The 15,235-nt window shown below is 61.7% G+C and carries 12 protein-coding genes and 1 riboswitch; of the genes, 6 read left to right on the top strand and 6 right to left on the bottom strand.

Features of this window, described 5'->3' with window-relative positions:
- Positions 1-103: 103 nt before the first annotated feature.
- Positions 104-209: riboswitch (TPP riboswitch) on the bottom strand.
- Between the two features lie 196 nt (positions 210-405).
- Positions 406-1,845 (top strand): TolC family outer membrane protein, encoded by a 1,440-nt coding sequence (locus tag TX24_RS01875; protein WP_003188016.1) that lies wholly within the window; start codon positions 406-408, stop codon positions 1,843-1,845.
- Between the two features lie 118 nt (positions 1,846-1,963).
- On the opposite strand, the gene waaA is transcribed toward TX24_RS01875, so the two are convergent.
- Positions 1,964-3,241 carry a lipid IV(A) 3-deoxy-D-manno-octulosonic acid transferase gene (gene waaA, locus TX24_RS01870; protein ID WP_057709608.1) on the bottom strand — a complete coding sequence of 426 codons (1,278 nt, stop codon included), beginning with the start codon at positions 3,239-3,241 and terminating at the stop codon, positions 1,964-1,966.
- Positions 3,242-3,264: 23 nt separating this feature from the next.
- A complete protein-coding gene (locus tag TX24_RS01865; RefSeq protein ID WP_034134745.1) occupies positions 3,265-4,155 on the bottom strand; it encodes a LysR family transcriptional regulator in 891 nt (296 codons plus the stop codon).
- A gap of 103 nt (positions 4,156-4,258) precedes the next feature.
- Here TX24_RS01865 and TX24_RS01860 point away from each other — a divergent pair, with 103 nt between their 5' ends.
- The 4 genes from TX24_RS01860 to TX24_RS01845 are packed head-to-tail and all read left to right on the top strand — an operon-like array spanning position 4,259 to position 7,636.
- Complete coding sequence (locus TX24_RS01860) at positions 4,259-4,594, top strand: DMT family transporter (protein WP_003188013.1); 336 nt, start codon at positions 4,259-4,261, stop codon at positions 4,592-4,594.
- Between the two features lie 55 nt (positions 4,595-4,649).
- Entirely contained in the window at positions 4,650-5,825 is a 1,176-nt protein-coding gene (locus tag TX24_RS01855) for an NAD(P)/FAD-dependent oxidoreductase (RefSeq protein ID WP_057709607.1), read from the top strand.
- Entirely contained in the window at positions 5,822-6,634 is an 813-nt protein-coding gene (locus tag TX24_RS01850) for an aldo/keto reductase (RefSeq protein WP_003188011.1), read from the top strand. Before TX24_RS01855 ends, TX24_RS01850 begins: the two co-directional genes overlap by 4 nt.
- Before the next feature lie 42 nt (positions 6,635-6,676).
- Positions 6,677-7,636: a hypothetical protein gene (locus TX24_RS01845; protein ID WP_003188010.1), complete on the top strand. Its 960-nt coding sequence runs from the start codon at positions 6,677-6,679 to the stop codon at positions 7,634-7,636.
- Between the two features lie 27 nt (positions 7,637-7,663).
- Here TX24_RS01845 and hldE read toward each other — a convergent pair whose 3' ends face one another.
- Together hldE and msbA are read right to left on the bottom strand one after the other, a co-directional pair.
- Positions 7,664-9,088, bottom strand: a complete 1,425-nt coding sequence (gene hldE, locus TX24_RS01840; protein WP_032893882.1) for a bifunctional D-glycero-beta-D-manno-heptose-7-phosphate kinase/D-glycero-beta-D-manno-heptose 1-phosphate adenylyltransferase HldE — start codon at positions 9,086-9,088, stop codon at positions 7,664-7,666.
- A 157-nt stretch (positions 9,089-9,245) separates the two neighbouring features.
- Positions 9,246-11,051 carry a lipid A export permease/ATP-binding protein MsbA gene (gene msbA / locus TX24_RS01835; RefSeq protein ID WP_034134743.1) on the bottom strand — a complete coding sequence of 602 codons (1,806 nt, stop codon included), beginning with the start codon at positions 11,049-11,051 and terminating at the stop codon, positions 9,246-9,248.
- 158 nt (positions 11,052-11,209) lie between these two features.
- On the opposite strand from msbA, the gene TX24_RS01830 reads away from it, so the two are divergent.
- Positions 11,210-13,051, top strand: a complete 1,842-nt coding sequence (locus TX24_RS01830; RefSeq protein WP_057709606.1) for a bifunctional O-antigen ligase/aminoglycoside phosphotransferase family protein — start codon at positions 11,210-11,212, stop codon at positions 13,049-13,051.
- Between the two features lie 123 nt (positions 13,052-13,174).
- Here TX24_RS01830 and TX24_RS01825 read toward each other — a convergent pair whose 3' ends face one another.
- A complete protein-coding gene (locus tag TX24_RS01825; protein WP_003188004.1) occupies positions 13,175-14,056 on the bottom strand; it encodes a glycosyltransferase in 882 nt (293 codons plus the stop codon).
- Positions 14,053-15,201, bottom strand: a complete 1,149-nt coding sequence (locus TX24_RS01820; protein WP_003188003.1) for a glycosyltransferase family 4 protein — start codon at positions 15,199-15,201, stop codon at positions 14,053-14,055. The genes TX24_RS01825 and TX24_RS01820 overlap by 4 nt, the downstream gene beginning before the upstream one ends.
- Between the last annotated feature and the right edge of the window lie 34 nt (positions 15,202-15,235).

Below are 15,235 nucleotides of genomic sequence, written 5' to 3'. Positions count from 1 at the left end.
ACCTGTGACGGACGGACGCACTGGAACCAGTGCTGTGCTTGGCGCACGAGGGCTGTTCGATTGTCGAACAACATCCCGGACGAAGCACAAGAGGACTCGCCGGGTGACGAGAAATCTTGTTCCCTACGCAGGCGCTAACCTGATCAGGTTCAACGGGATCCGGTATTTACCGATCTCAGCCTTCCAACAAGGCACCCCGACAAGAACGCGGCCAGTCTAGACCATGGCGTGGGCAAATTGCCAATAGCGGTTTATTCAGCGTGATGAATGGCGTGATCGTGGGATTGTTGTGCGCAGGCCCCGCCACTACACTCGGGCACGGCCTCAAGGCTTGACGCCAGGCATGGCCAGCCTTAGCCTTGGGCGCTGAATTATCACCGTAATATTCATACTAGGGATCGCCTCATGCTGCGCAAACTCTCACTGGCTGTTGCCGTGTCTTGTGCGACCAACGGACTGGTCTGGGCAGCTGAAGCGCCCTTGTCCGCCAACACCGACCTGGTCAGCGTCTATCAGGAAGCGGCGAACAACAACGCCGACCTGGCCGCTGCCCGTGCCCAGTACGGCGCGCAAAAAGAAGTGGTGCCCCAGGCCCGCGCGGGCTTGCTGCCGAACCTGTCCGCCGGCGCCGATAGCAACAACGTGCGCACCCAGATCGACCAGCCGGCCGCCACGGCCAACCGTGACGCCCACTCCTGGCGGGCCACCTTGAGCCAGCCACTGTTCCGCGCCGACCGCTGGTTCCAGCTGCAAGCCGCCCACGCGGTCAACGAGCAAGCCTCGCTGCAACTGTCGGCCTCGGAGCAGAACCTGATTTTGCAAAGCGCCGAAAGCTATTTCGCCGTGCTGCGTGCCCAGGACAACCTGGCGTCGACCAAGGCCGAAGAAAACGCCTTCAAGCGTCAGCTCGACCAGTCCAACGAACGCTTCGATGTGGGCCTGTCGGACAAGACCGATGTGCTGCAATCCCAGGCCAGCTACGACACTGCCCGAGCCAATCGCATCCTGGCCCAGCGCCAGGTGGACGACGCCTTCGAAGCGCTGATCACCCTGACCAACCGCCAGTACAACTCGATCCAGGGCATCGTCCACACGCTGCCGGTGCTGCCGCCGGCGCCGAACGACGCCAAGGCCTGGGTCGAAACCGCCGGGCGCCAGAACCTCAACCTGCTCGCCAGCAATTACGCGGTAACTGCCGCCGAAGAAACCCTTCGGCAGCGCAAGGCCGGCCACTTGCCGACCCTCGACGCGGTTGCGCAATACGAAAAAGGCGACAACGACGCCCTGGGCTTCAGCAACCCGAATCAGTTGCCTATCCCGTACGGCGGCGATGTGTCGCAACGCACCGTCGGCCTGCGCTTGAACATCCCGATCTACAGCGGCGGCCTCACCAGTTCGCAAGTGCGCGAATCCTATTCGCGCCTCGACCAGACCGAGCAGCAACGCGAGGGCCTGCGCCGCCAAGTAGTGGAAAACACCCGCAACCTGCACCGTGCAGTCAACACCGATGTGGAGCAGGTGCAAGCGCGTCGCCAGTCGATCATCTCCAACCAGAGCGCGGTGGAAGCCACGGAAATCGGCTATCAGGTGGGTACGCGCAACATCGTCGACGTGCTGGACTCACAGCGCCAGCTGTACGCGTCGGTGCGCAACTACAACAACAGCCGCTACGATTACATCCTCGACAACCTGCGCTTGAAGCAGGCGGCGGGCACGCTCAACCCAGGGGACTTGCAGGATCTGGCGCGCTATCTCAAGGCCGACTACAACCCGGACAAGGACTTCCTGCCGCCGGACCTGGCCAAAGCCGCTGCCGAACAGCTCAAGGCCCGCCCCGGCTATTAAGCGCACCGCCAATCCGATGTGGGAGCTGGCTTGCCTGCGATGCAGACACCTCGGTACATCAGGTACGCCGAGGTGATGCTATCGCAGGCAAGCCAGCTCCCACATTGGGTTGGTGTTGTCAGTGTTTGATCAGTCTGTCCAAGCCATCCAGTAAACGCTTTAACGCGCCCTGGTTGGCCTGCATCACCTTGAGCCCCGCCTGCGCCATCTTGCGTGCGTCCTGGGGCAACTCAAACAACTGTCGCACCGCTTCGGCCAGCCCATCGGCATCGTCCACCTCCCGCAAAGCCCCGGCGTCGCGCATCATCGCGGTGATGTCGAGGAAGTTGAAGACATGCGGGCCCATGATCACCGGTTTACCCAGCGCGGCCGGTTCCAGCGGGTTGTGCCCGCCGGTCGGCACCAGGCTGCCGCCGACGAATGCGCTGTCGGCCAGGGCGTAAAGAAACAGCAATTCGCCCATGGTGTCGCCAAGCAGCACCGAGGTTTGCTCGGTGACCGGCTCACCACTGGAGCGACGCACGGTGGCAAACCCTTGCTGCACACAGCGCTCAAACGTGGGGCCAAAGCGCTCCTGATGACGGGGCACCAGAATCAGCAGTGCATTGGGATAGTTCGCCAGCAACTGGCGATGAGCTGCCAGCACCACGTCGTCTTCACCTTCGTGGGTACTCGCGGCGATCCAGACCGGACGCTCGCTGGCGCCCCATTGTTCACGCAGGGCGGCGGCGCGGGCCGTCAACTGAGGGTCGATGCTCAGGTCGAACTTGATCGAGCCGGTCACTTCCACGGTTTCAGGGCGTGCGCCCAGGCTGCGGAAACGTTCGGCCTCGGTCTCGGTCTGTACGGCGAACAGGCTCATGTCTGCCAGCATCGGCGCCGTCAGCTTGGCAAATCGCGCGTACCCCTTGGCCGAGCGCGCCGACAACCGCGCATTGGCCAGCGCCACCGGGATACCGCGCTGGGCGCAGGCATGGATATGGTTGGGCCACAGCTCGGTTTCCATGATCACCGCCAGCGTGGGCTGCACGCGGTCGAGAAAACGCTTGGCGGCACAGGGCAAGTCGTACGGCAAATAGCAGTGCTGGATGCGCGGCTCATTGGCAAATAGTGCCTGGATACGCTCGGAACCGGTGGGCGTCATGCAGGTGACGGTGATCGGCAACTGTGGATAACGCGCCATCAACCCGCGAATCATCGGGGCGGCGGCAATGCTTTCGCCCACCGACACCGCGTGCACCCAGATTCCGCCGGGCCGCATCACCGGCAAGCCATAGGAAAACCGCTCGCCCACCCGCTTGGCATAGGCCGGCGCTTTGCGCGCACGCAACCACAAGCGTAAAGCCACCAACGGCAGCGCCAGGTAAAACAGACAGCTGTAGAGAGTTCTATTCATGGCGGCGGAGTTTATCGGCTTTTTCAGTCGATCGCCTGCAAGCACTCGGCAAAACGTTTGGCCAAGAAGCGCGCGGCGGGCCCAAGGTGCTCGTCGCGGCGCCACACCAGTTCCACCACCAGGGCGGGCGGGGTCCATTCGCTGGCCAATTCGACCATCTGTTGCTGGTAGGTCGGGTATTGCACGATATGCCGAGGCAGCCAGGCCCAGCCTAGGCCACTCATCAGCCATTCGGCCAATACGTAGAAGCTGTCGGCGCGCCACACCAGGGGGCTGGCCGCCTCGCTGCCGGGGTAGACGCTGGTCTGGGTCGACATCAGCAACTGCCGAAACTGGGCCAGGTGTTGGCACGTCACGTACTGCTCCTTGGCCAACGGGTGATTGACTCCGCACACCGTGACCATTTCTACACTGCCCACCACCCGTCGCTCCAGGGCTTCGGGAATCTGGTCGTGATAGAACAGCAGCCCCAGGTCCGCCTTGCGCTCCACCAGCTTGCGCGCCACATCGCCCTGGGCTGCGCTGGACAACTGCACCTCCAGCAGCGGGTAGTGCACGGCCAGCGCCTCCAGGCTGTCGAGCACAGGCTGGAACAACATCGCCTCATCCTGGGCCAGGCGCAGGCAGGCTTCCTCGCCGCGGGTCAACGATAAGGCCCGGCCCGTGAGGCGCTCACACTGGCGCAGCACCTCACGCGCTTCCTCCAGCAACACACTGCCGGCCTCGGTCAGGCGCGGTTGCCGGCCGCTGCTACGTTCGAACAGCACAACGCCCAAGTCAGCCTCCAGCAGGGCAATGCCATTGCTGACCGCCGATTGCGCCTTTCGCTGCCCCCGGGCCACGGCAGAAAACGAAAGCTGCTCGGCGACGCTGACAAACAGGCGCATCTGCTCCAGATCCCATTGCACGCTCATGGCTCAACCCATCTCAATTCTAGATAGGTAATGACTTTACCCCATCTGGCGAACCTCTAGAATGCCGACCTTATCAAATGCGCATCACCTCGAGGATTGCCCCATGAATGCCGCCTACTATTACTTGGCCATCGCCATCTGCTCGGAAGTGATCGCCACCGTTTCCATGAAAGCCATCAAAGGCTGGAGCACCCCTATTCCGTTGTTGCTGGTGATCGTCGGTTACGGCGTGGCGTTCTGGATGCTGACCCTGGTGGTGCGCACCGTGCCGGTCGGCGTGGCGTACGCGGTATGGGCCGGGATGGGCATCGTGATGGTCAGCATCGCGGCGCTGTTCATCTACGGGCAGAAGCTGGATGTGCCGGCGATGCTGGGGATGGGCCTGATTGTGCTAGGCGTGGTGGTGATTCAGCTGTTCTCGAAAACCGCCGGGCACTGACCGCCACTCAACAGCCTGTATACTGCGCCTCTTGTCTTGAACACTGAGGTCGCCGATGCCATCCGTTATTTCCACCGACGTTCTGATTGTCGGCGCCGGGGTTGCCGGCCTATGGCTCAATGCGCGCCTGCGCGGCCAGGGGTTTTCCACGGTACTGGTGGAAAGCGCCACCCTGGGCGGCGGGCAAAGCCTGAAGTCCCAGGGCATCATTCACGGCGGTGCGAAATACGCCCTGCATGGCGCCCTCACCGGCGCCTCCGAAGCCATTGCCGATATGCCGCGCCGCTGGCGTGAAGCCCTGGCCGGCAACGGCGAACTGGACCTGTCCGGCGTGCGCGTGCTGTCCCAGGCGCATTACTTGTGGTCGCCCGGCACGATTGCCGGCAACCTCACCAGCTTTTTCGCCAGCAAGGCCGTGCGTGGCCGCGTCGATCAGGTCAAGGGCGACGAACTGCCCCTGGCGCTGCAGAACCCTCGCTTCAAAGGCAAGGTCTATCGCCTGGCCGAGCTGGTGGTGGACGTGCCCAGCCTGATCAACCGCCTGGCGCAATTGGCTGGCGACGGTCTGCTCGCCGGTCAGCACATCGAACCGTTGCTGGACGGTGACACCCTGGTGGGCTTGAAAGTCGATGGCCGTGAGATCCGCGCCCAGCGCATCGTCTTGAGCGCTGGCGGCGGCACGGCGGATGTGCTCGCAGCCCTGGGCCATAGCCAGCCGGCCATGCAAAAACGCCCGCTGCACATGATCATCGCCAAAGGCCCTGGCCTCAAGCCGCTGTACGCCCATTGCCTGGGCGGCGGCACCAAGCCACGGATCACCGTGACCACCCACCCGGCCGCCGACGGCAACTGGGTGTGGTACATGGGCGGCGATATCGCCGAGGCTGACGGCGTGGCGCGTACGCCTGAACAACAGATCGCCACCGCGCAGAAAGAGCTGGCGCAACTGCTGCCCTGGATCGACATGAGCCAGACCCAGTGGGCCACCCTGCGGGTGGATCGCGCCGAGCCGCTGCAATCGGGGCTGAGCCGTCCCGACAACGCCTTCCTCGCCGAAGACGGCCGCTTGCTGGTCGGCTGGCCAACCAAACTGGCGCTGGCGCCGGACTTCGCCGACCGCGTACTCCAAGCCCTGGAGCGCGATGGCATCCAGCCAAGCGCCAGCGCCGCCCTGCCCGAGTTGCCAAAACCGGCAATCGGCCAACCAGCCTGGGAGCAACTGTTGCCATGAGCCTGCCAACCCTGCACGACCTGTATCGCCCGCTGGGCAGCACCGGCATGCTGGTGTCGCCCCTGGGCCTGGGCACCGTCAAGTTGGGCCGCGACCAAGGGGTGAAATACCCCAACGGCTTTCAGATCCCTGGCGACGACGAGGCCCGCATGCTGTTGCGCCAGGCCCGCGAGCTGGGCATCAACCTGATCGACACCGCGCCGGCCTATGGCATGAGCGAAGAGCGGCTGGGGCCGCTGCTGCGTGACCAGCGCAAGGACTGGGTCATCGTCAGCAAGGTTGGCGAAGAGTTTGCCAATGGCGTGTCCCATCACGATTTCAGCGCGGCCCATACGCGAATGTCGATCGAACGCAGCCTGAAACGACTTGAAACTGATTTTATCGACCTGGTGCTGGTGCACTCGGACGGCAACGACTTGCATATCCTCAACGATTGCGAGGTTTACCAGACCCTGGCGCAGTTGAAGAAAGACGGCAAGATCCGCGGTTTCGGCTTCTCCGGCAAAACCGTCGAGGGCGGCGTGAAAGCGCTGGAACAGGGCGACTGCGCGATGGTCACCTACAACCTCAACGAACAGGCTGAGAAGGCCGTGATCGACTATGCCGCCGCCCACGGCAAGGGCATCCTGGTGAAAAAGGCCCTGGCCAGCGGCCATGTATGCCTGGAACCGGGAATGGATCCAATTCAGGCCAGTTTCACCTTGTTGTTCGCGCAAACGGGCGTCGCCAGTGCTATTGTCGGGACCATTAATCCGCTGCACCTGGCCCATAACGTAGCAACTGCTGCTCGGGTCATTCGTCAACTCTGATGCCGCCCACGCGGCCGACCCCCGTCGCAAGAAGGAGCCGACATGCCGCGTACGCTCATAAGAAAGAACCCCAGCAACTTCAAGACACTGCCGCTGCACGTCGAAGCCACCCCCGAAGGCCTGAGCTACCAGAGCGTCGGCATGCCGCTCAACTTCGCCCAGACCCTGCAACGGCGCAAGCCGGTCGAGGTGCCAGATGCCGAACGCTTCGCCCTGGAACTGGCGAACCTCGGCGTCTCGGTGCGCCTGACCCTGCATTGGCAAAACAAGGACTACTGGGTGCTGGTGCGCCAACGCCGCCAGGACCGTGGCGACGTGGTGCTCAAGCTGATCTCCGGCTACGTCCCGGCCCATGAACTGAACCTGCCACTGCATACCGCCATCCAGGAAATCGCCGAGGAGTGCCTGCTCGAAACCCCCGAAGGCTGGCTGGGCGGGCGCTTCAACGACACTTGGCTGCCGGCGCCCTACTCCGCTGCCCTGCATTACCGCGAGGCCCTGCCGTTTCGTCTCAGCCCGCTGTCCGGCGCCGCGCGCCCGGTGCGCTGCGCCACCATGCAACTGATCGAGCGCCCACGGGCCTACGTGCACCTGCCGACCGCCTCGCTGCAATTGATTTATGACCTGCGCCTGGAAGTGCCGAAGGAAGCCAAGTCCCTCAGTTTGTTTCATGTGGATGAGCGTTTGGAGGGTGACCAGTTGGTGGCGCGCCTGGATCGCCAGCGTCCGGACCTGTACTTGATGCCGCTCAAAGATGGCGAGCCACTGGCAGAGTTGTACACGGTCAAGAAAGACCAGCTGTATCCGGCCAGCACGCGCGGCCTGTATCTGGCGGAAAGTTTTGCCCAGCAAGAGGGCTGGCTGGTGCGCGATGAGCGCATTCGCTGGAAGGACTGGCTCAGGCAGCAGGGCCTGGCAGAGCCGGAAAAGGACTCAAAACTCAAGCGCTTGACCGGCAAGGCGCGGCAGATGCTGCGCAAGATCGTGCCGAAGAAAAGCTAGGGGCGAGCAGGCTCGCCCCACGGGGTATCACTCGTTGTTGCGGATCTTCTCGACAATCGCGGTGGTCGAGCTGTTTTCAACCAGCCCCAGCACTTTGACCGTGCCACCGTAGGCGCTGACGATGTCCGCACCCACCACTTGGTCGACACTGTAGTCACCGCCCTTGACCAACACGTCGGGCTTGACCTGGGCCAGCAGGTTTTCCGGGGTGCCTTCGGAAAAGCTGATCACCCAGTCCACCGCGCCCAGACCCGCAAGTACCGCCATGCGCCGGTCAACGCTGTTGATCGGACGGCCAGGGCCTTTCAAGCGGCTGACCGAAGCGTCATCGTTGACCGCAACGATCAGGCGGTCACCTTGAGCGCTTGCCTGTTCCAGATACGTCACGTGCCCGGCGTGCAGGATGTCAAAACAGCCGTTGGTGAACACAATGCTTTCGTTGTGGGCGCGGGCATCGTCAATCGCCAGCAGCAATTGCTCCAGGCCCAGCACCCCGCGCTCCGAGCCTTCGGAACGCTGGATGGCGCGGCGCAATTCCGGTGCGCTGATGGCGGCAGTACCCAGCTTGCCTACCACAATGCCCGCCGCCAGGTTGGCCAGGGCCACGGCATGGGGCAGCTCCTCACCGGCGGCAATGGAGGCTGCCAGGGTAGAAATCACCGTGTCACCGGCGCCGGTGACGTCAAACACTTCACGCGCACGCGCCGGCAGGTGCATGGCCGGGTGGCCCGGACGCAGCAGGGTCATGCCGTGCTCGCCACGGGTCACCAGCAAGGCGCCCAAGTCGAGATCGGCCATCAGCGCCGCGCCCTTGCTCACCAGCTCGTGCTCATCGGCACACCCGCCGACGATGGTCTCGAACTCGCTGAGGTTTGGCGTGAGCAGGCTGGCGCCTCGGTAGACCGAGAAGTCCTTGCCCTTGGGATCGGCGAGCACCGGAATGTTGCGGGCCTTGGCGGCCTGGATCAACACCTGGTGATTCTGCAAGGCGCCTTTGCCGTAGTCGGACAACACCAGCACCTTGATACCGTCGAGCAGCGCGTCGACCTGGTCGCCAAGGGCCAGGGCGTCGGTGGCGAAGGGTTCTTCGAAATCGATACGCAGCAACTGCTGGTGACGGCTCATGACCCGCAGCTTGACGATCGTTGGCTGATGGGCGATGCGCTGGAACAACGCACGCACACCGGCACCCTGCAGGCTGTTGGCTAGACTTTCGGCCGCTTCGTCGTCGCCGGTCACCCCTACCAGGGAAGCCGGGGCGCCGAGCGCGGCAATATTGAGCGCGACGTTGGCAGCGCCACCTGGGCGGTCTTCGATTTGCTCGACCTTGACGACCGGTACCGGAGCCTCAGGGGAAATCCGTGAGGTACCACCATGCCAGTAACGGTCGAGCATGACATCGCCGACCACCAAGACAGCGGCTTGATTGAATCGCGGCATGGACAACTTCATGGAGCAACCCACATACAAAATGAACAGGGGCGCGATATTAGCACAGGGTTTGCGATGGCTTGCGACCACCGCAGGGCAAATGTGGGAGGGGATTTGCTCTCTGTAGGAGCGAGCAAGCTCGCTCCTACATTTCATTTACCCCGTGATGCCGGGTGGATCAGGTGATATCCGCCTGCACCGGTGCATCCAGGCCCATGGCATGCAGGCGGGCGTAGTAACCGTTCTGCGCCAACAACTCGCCGTGGGTACCACGCTCGACAATCCGCCCGTCGTCCATCACCAGAATCAGGTCAGCCTTCTCGATGGTGGACAGGCGGTGTGCGATCACCAGAGTCGTGCGGCCTTGCATGACCTTATCGAGTGCCGCCTGAATATGCCGCTCGGACTCGGTATCGAGGGCCGAGGTGGCCTCGTCGAGGATCAGCAATGGCGCATTCTTGAGCAACGCACGGGCAATCGCCAAGCGCTGACGCTGGCCACCGGACAACAACACACCGTTCTCGCCCACCTGAGTATCAAAGCCCTTGGGCAACTGATCGATGAAGTCCTTGGCATTGGCATCCGCCGCCGCCGCTTCAACGTCGGCACGAGGCGCACCGGCCAGGTCGCCGTAGGCGATGTTGTTGGTCACGGTATCGCTGAACAGAGTGACATGCTGGGTAACCTGGGCAATGTGCTTACGCAGGTTGAGCAGCTTGTAGTCCTCGATCTCGATGCCATCGAGCAGGATCTCACCACTTTCATGGTGGTAGAAACGCGGGATCAGGCTGGCCAGGGTCGACTTGCCACTGCCCGAACGCCCCACCAGCGCAATCATCTGCCCAGGCTCGGCGGTAAAGCTGATGTCCTTGAGCACATGGCGATCGGTACCAGGGTAGGTGAAGTTCAGGTGACGCACTTCCAGGCGACCGCTGACCTTGTCACGTTCAACAGTGCCGTGGTCGACCTCAACGTCTTCGTCCAACTGCTCGAAGATGCTTTCGGCGCCCGCCACACCTTTCTGGATGGTCGAGCTGACCTCCGAGAGTTGACGAATTGGCTTAGGCAACAAGCCGGCCAGGGTGATGTAGGCCACCATGTCGCCCGCCGAGGCGTCGCCACGCAGGTACAGCACCAGGAACATCAGCACGGCCATGGCGGAGTAGATCACCAATTGCAGCGCCGGGGTGTAGATCGCCCCGGTGCGGGTCATGCGCAGTTGCTTGTTGGTGTTGCTCTGGCTGGCCTTGAAAAAGCGCTTTTGTTCGTAGACTTCGCCGCCGAAGCTGCGCACCACGCGGTAGCCCTGGATGGTCTCCGAGGCCACGTGGGTCACGTCGCCCATGGCCACCTGGATCTTCTTGCTCTGCTTGCGGAATTTCTTGCTGGCGGTACTGACCATCACAGCAATCAACGGCAGGATCGCGATCATCACCAACGTGAGGCGCCAGTTCATGTACAGCAAAGAGGCGAACAGGAAGATCACCGTCATGCCTTCGCGAATCACCACCTTGATGGCATCGGTCGCGGCACCCGTGACCATGGTCACGTTGAAGGTGATGCGGGAAATCAGATGCCCGGAGTTGTGGTTATCGAAGTAGCGGTTGGGCAGCGTCAGCAGGTTGTTAAACAACTGCACCCGCAAATCGTGGACCAGGCCCAGGGAGACCTTGGCCAACAGGTAGTTGCCCAGGAACGAGCCCAGGCCTTGCCAGGCCGCGATCAGGATGATCAGCAGCGGCACCGCCTGCAGCAATTGCAGGTCGCGCAAAAAGGGCACGGTCGGGAACAGCACAGCTTCCGGATTGGAGAGACCATCGACAAAGTACTTGAGGATGTAACCCAGCATCGGTTGGGTCGACGCGAAAATCAGAAATCCAAGGATACTCAACGCGAACAAGCCCATATAGGGCTTAACGTAACTGAGCAGGCGGAAGTATATTTTCAAGCTCGAAGGGCTTGCGCTCGGACTGGAGTCGGTCATATCACGCGGCGTTTTGAAAAAGGAGGCTGACTTTAGCACAGCTTCTCTGTTGTACTTGCACCCGGCGTAAGCCGCGGCCCGGTTGGATCCTACCGGCGACATTACTTAGCCACTAGCTTAAGATGGTCGGCTTTCTCTTTCTGGAATGGCTTTACTGTATGCACTCCAAGCGCCTTACCTATGGCTCAAATCGCGTTTTCGACTTCCTGGTCCTATGGATTTTGCCTGTTGGCTTGCTGCTGCTCCTGAGTGCACTGTTCTTTGTCGGCAATCGCAATGTACTGCACCGCATTGTCTACATCCTGTTCAGCGTACCGACCTTGTTTCTGTTGTGCATGCGCCCTCGGGAGTTCAAGGACCTGCTGCGCGAGCCCCTGGCGATCGCGTTCCTGGCGTTCTCCGCCTGGGCTCTGACCAGCCTGCTCTGGAGCCCTGAACCCAGTTCCGATACCGACCTGTTCAAGCGGCCGTTGAATACCTTCATGCTGTTTGGCGGCTGCGGATTACTGCTTCATTACCGCAACGAATTGTTCAAGCCGATCTTCTTCAGCGCTGCGGTGATTGCGCTGGTGGTGAGCCTGGGTAACCTTGTGGCGTTCGCCAAAGGCTATCAACCTGGCATGCGCATGATCGGCGGGCTGGGCGCCCTCGACAACCCGCTGCTCAGCTCGCACCTGTTTGGCTTTTTCACGGTGTACTGGCTATACGTCTGCATGACCACTCAGCGCCTCAACGTACTGTGGTTCAGCGTCCCGGCACTGGCAATCATGACCGCTGCGGTGCTGGCGACCGGCTCACGCACGCCGCTGGTGGCGTTGGTGCTGGCTATCTTGTGGATGAGCTTTGTCAGCCGCAATCGTCGCTCGATTCTACTACTCGCCGGCACTGCGTTGGGCGTTGCCGGGCTGATCCTGTTCTACCCTGAATCAATCATTATGCGTGGCAGCTCGTTCCGCCTGGAACTATGGAGCATGTCTTTGCAGCTTATCGCCGAGCATCCGTGGATCGGCCATAGTTACGACTCCGAGTTGTTCCTGACCTTGGCAGACGGTTATCAACTGCGCGAACCCCACAGCTTTGCCCTCGGCGTACTGTATTACGTCGGCATCATCGGTTTCATCCCATGGGCCTTCATGCTCGGCTGGGGCCTATACAAAGGTTTGAAGGAGCGCGCCCAGCCGCTGTTCATCCTGGCATCGTCCCTGCTGGCCTATGGCATCGGAGCAGGCCTGACCGAAGGCGGAGGGATCCTGTCACGGCCCAAGGAACATTGGTTCCTGCTGTGGATTCCCCTGGCAATTATCACTGGCCTGAGCCTCGCCCAACGCCACCGCAGCCTGTTGCGCATGAAGGTGCAGAACCTCAAGCCCGCCGCGTTTGAACAGCTGTGCAGCAACGCCCACGTGATTGAAGCCGATGGCCTGGGGCCCAAAGTCCTGCGCCTGGAGGACGGCAGTTTCCTCAAACTGTTCCGCCCACGCCGCTGGTACACCTCCGGCAGTTTCAACCCGTACTCCGAGCGTTTTGCCAGCAACAGCGAGCAACTGCGTACCCTGGGCATTCCAACGCCACAAATCCTCGGGCTCTATCGCTTGAGCGATGCCAGCAGCGCGGTGGCCTACACACCTCTGCCCGGCCTGACGTTGCGCCAAGCGCTGCAAAGCCTGGACAGCAGCCTGCGTGAATCACTGGTGGAGCGCTTTGGCCGGTTCATGGCGCAACTGCACGAGCGCGGCGTGTACTTCCGCTCGCTGCATCTGGGTAACGTGTTGTTGATGGACGATGGTGAATTCGCCCTGATCGACGTGGCCGACCTGCGTATCTACCCGTCTTCACTGCGTTACGCATTGCGCCAACGTAACCTGCGCCACATGCAGCGTTATCCCCAGGACCGCAGCTGGCTGTTCGAAACGCACTTCGAACAACTGGTCAAAGGTTACGCCTCGGTGGCAAGCCCAGCCGCCACGGCGAAAATCCGCGAACAGGTCCAGAGCCTGTAAACCCCCTCTGTAGGAGCGAGCTTGCTCGCGAAAAACTCACCGGCACCGCGTTTATTCAGGCAGCACGCGTTATCGTTGACGTTCTTCGCGAGCAAGCTCGCTCCTACAGGGTGCGGTGGCGGTTCAGTTTTTGAGCGGTGCCAGATACAACCGCACCAGCCCCCGCAAGGTCTTGCGCCCCCAGAACTTCAACGGGATCTGCTTGAGAATCTCCCGCGCCAACGGGCGGTCGCGGTCGGCGGTCTTGAGGAACATCGAGTTCAGGAAGTTGTAGCGAACCGCGTCATAGGCCGGGTGCTCGCTGAACTTCGCGTAGGTCTTGAGGATGTTCTGGATCATGTAGCGGTGGTTCTTGTACGTGTTGTTAGCGTGCTGGCGATACTTGGCCATCACCACGTCAAGGGCGTCGATGGTATAGCCCGCCGCCGTGATCTTCAGTTGGATCAGCAAGTCTTCCAGGGGAATCTGTGGGTCGAAACCACCGACCTCCTCCAGCACTTCGCGACGTATCAGCATGGTCGGCGCCGGTGGAAACGGCTTGCGGTCCAGGAACAGGTCGTCGAAATCCAGACGGCGAAATGGCACGTCGCGACGTTGTTTCTTTTCTGGATGCAGGTTGCCGTCCCCGTCGATCAGCTCGATATTGCCAGCACACATGCCCACCTTCGGCTTGCCGTCCATATACGCCACCTGGGTGGCGATGCGGTCCGGCAACATGATGTCATCCGAGCCGAACGGCGCAATCAGGCTGCCCTTGGCGCGAGCAATCGCACCGTTCAAGGTAGCGCTGAGCCCTTGGTTCTGCTGCACCTGAAAATCAAAGCCGTGCTCGGCCTGCAAGCGCTGGATACGTTCGACGCTGTCATCCCTGGAGCCGTCGTCGACCACCAACAGCTCGATATTGGGGTAGGTCTGCCCCAGCACGCTAAGAATGCTTTGCTCGATGTACTGGCCATGGTTGTAGGAAGCGATGATCACCGAGACCAGGGGTTGTGGCTGATTCATGCTCTACCTACTTCACGCAAACCGGTTTCAATCAGGGTCAGGTACTTGTGCTTGAACTCGTCGAGGGTGTGGTTGGCCTCCAGATAGCGGAACACCTCTTCACCCTTGGCACGTAATTGTTCATCGCTCAAGGCCAGGTAAGTGTCCAGGGCCGCAGCCAGTTGTTCGACGTTGCCCGGGTCGTGGGACAAGCCGCCCGCGCCCTGCACCAGCGGCAGCATCGCCGGGCCGTTGGAGGCAATCACTGGCAGATGGCCGCTCATGCCTTCCAGCAAGGCCAGGCCCAGGCCTTCGAACAGCGACGGCATGGTCCAGATATCGAAGCCGCGCACGTACTTCATGCCGTCTTCGCGAAAGCCCAGCAAGTGCGCACGGCCGGTCAGGCCCAGGCGCTCGATGTCGGCACGCAGGTCGGCTTCGGCACGGCCAGAACCAATAATCCCAACCTGCGCCTCAGGGTATTTGTCCTTGAGCGTGGCGAAGGCTTGCAGCAGATGGGTATGACCTTTGATCGGTACCAGGCGCCCCAGGGCGCCGACCATCCGCGCATCCATGGGCAGGCCCAGGGCCTTGCGCGCGTCCTCACGGGACAACTGCAAAGCCTCTGCCTGGGGAATGTCGATAGCGTTGGTGACGTAGGTGGTGTTCTCACGGGTGAACCCGCAGTTGAGGTCTACCAGGTAGTCCTTGACCGCTTCGGACACACCGACAAAGCGCCACGCCGGGCTGACCCAGCGTTGGGTCTGACGCCGACGGTAACCACGGGCGTACTCGCCAAAGCCGTGGGAGATGCCGATGCACAGCGGGATCTTCAACCAGCGGTTGAGCGACAACATCATGTTCACCGACTTGAAGCGGTTACAGATGACCACGTCGAACTTCTGCTCGCGGCAGTATTTGTAGATCTGCCACATGGCGCCAAAGCGAATGCCCTTGAGGGACTTCTCTGGCAGCTCGAAATAGTGGGAGTGTTCGGCCACGCTCAGGGGCTGGCCAGGCAGCGGGCGCCCGCTGAGAAATCCGGAGGTCACCTCAAAGCGCTCAGCCGGCAGGGATTTGACGATTTGCTCACCCAAGTCGGCGAAGTCATGGGTCTTGACGTTGTAGTCCGGCTGTAACTGCAAAACCTTGAAACGAGGCTTCATAACTCTCCATGCAGCGATCTGGCTACGGGCACGC

The sequence above is a fragment of the Pseudomonas lactis genome (assembly GCF_001439845.1).
Taxonomy (GTDB): Bacteria; Pseudomonadota; Gammaproteobacteria; order Pseudomonadales; family Pseudomonadaceae; genus Aquipseudomonas; species Aquipseudomonas lactis.
Note: the sequence above shows the minus strand (reverse complement) of the source record. Positions and strands in the feature narration are given on the sequence as shown.

Bases quoted from the DNA above. Each gene is read 5' to 3' on its own strand.
- TX24_RS01875 (WP_003188016.1), top strand. From the start codon at position 406: ATGCTGCGCAAACTCTCACTGGCTGTTGCCGTGTCTTGTGCGACCAAC.
- waaA (WP_057709608.1), bottom strand. From the start codon at position 3,241: ATGAATAGAACTCTCTACAGCTGTCTGTTTTACCTGGCGCTGCCGTTG.
- TX24_RS01865 (WP_034134745.1), bottom strand. From the start codon at position 4,155: ATGAGCGTGCAATGGGATCTGGAGCAGATGCGCCTGTTTGTCAGCGTC.
- TX24_RS01860 (WP_003188013.1), top strand. From the start codon at position 4,259: ATGAATGCCGCCTACTATTACTTGGCCATCGCCATCTGCTCGGAAGTG.
- TX24_RS01855 (WP_057709607.1), top strand. From the start codon at position 4,650: ATGCCATCCGTTATTTCCACCGACGTTCTGATTGTCGGCGCCGGGGTT.
- TX24_RS01850 (WP_003188011.1), top strand. From the start codon at position 5,822: ATGAGCCTGCCAACCCTGCACGACCTGTATCGCCCGCTGGGCAGCACC.
- TX24_RS01845 (WP_003188010.1), top strand. From the start codon at position 6,677: ATGCCGCGTACGCTCATAAGAAAGAACCCCAGCAACTTCAAGACACTG.
- hldE (WP_032893882.1), bottom strand. From the start codon at position 9,088: ATGAAGTTGTCCATGCCGCGATTCAATCAAGCCGCTGTCTTGGTGGTC.
- msbA (WP_034134743.1), bottom strand. From the start codon at position 11,051: ATGACCGACTCCAGTCCGAGCGCAAGCCCTTCGAGCTTGAAAATATAC.
- TX24_RS01830 (WP_057709606.1), top strand. From the start codon at position 11,210: ATGCACTCCAAGCGCCTTACCTATGGCTCAAATCGCGTTTTCGACTTC.
- TX24_RS01825 (WP_003188004.1), bottom strand. From the start codon at position 14,056: ATGAATCAGCCACAACCCCTGGTCTCGGTGATCATCGCTTCCTACAAC.
- TX24_RS01820 (WP_003188003.1), bottom strand. From the start codon at position 15,201: ATGAAGCCTCGTTTCAAGGTTTTGCAGTTACAGCCGGACTACAACGTC.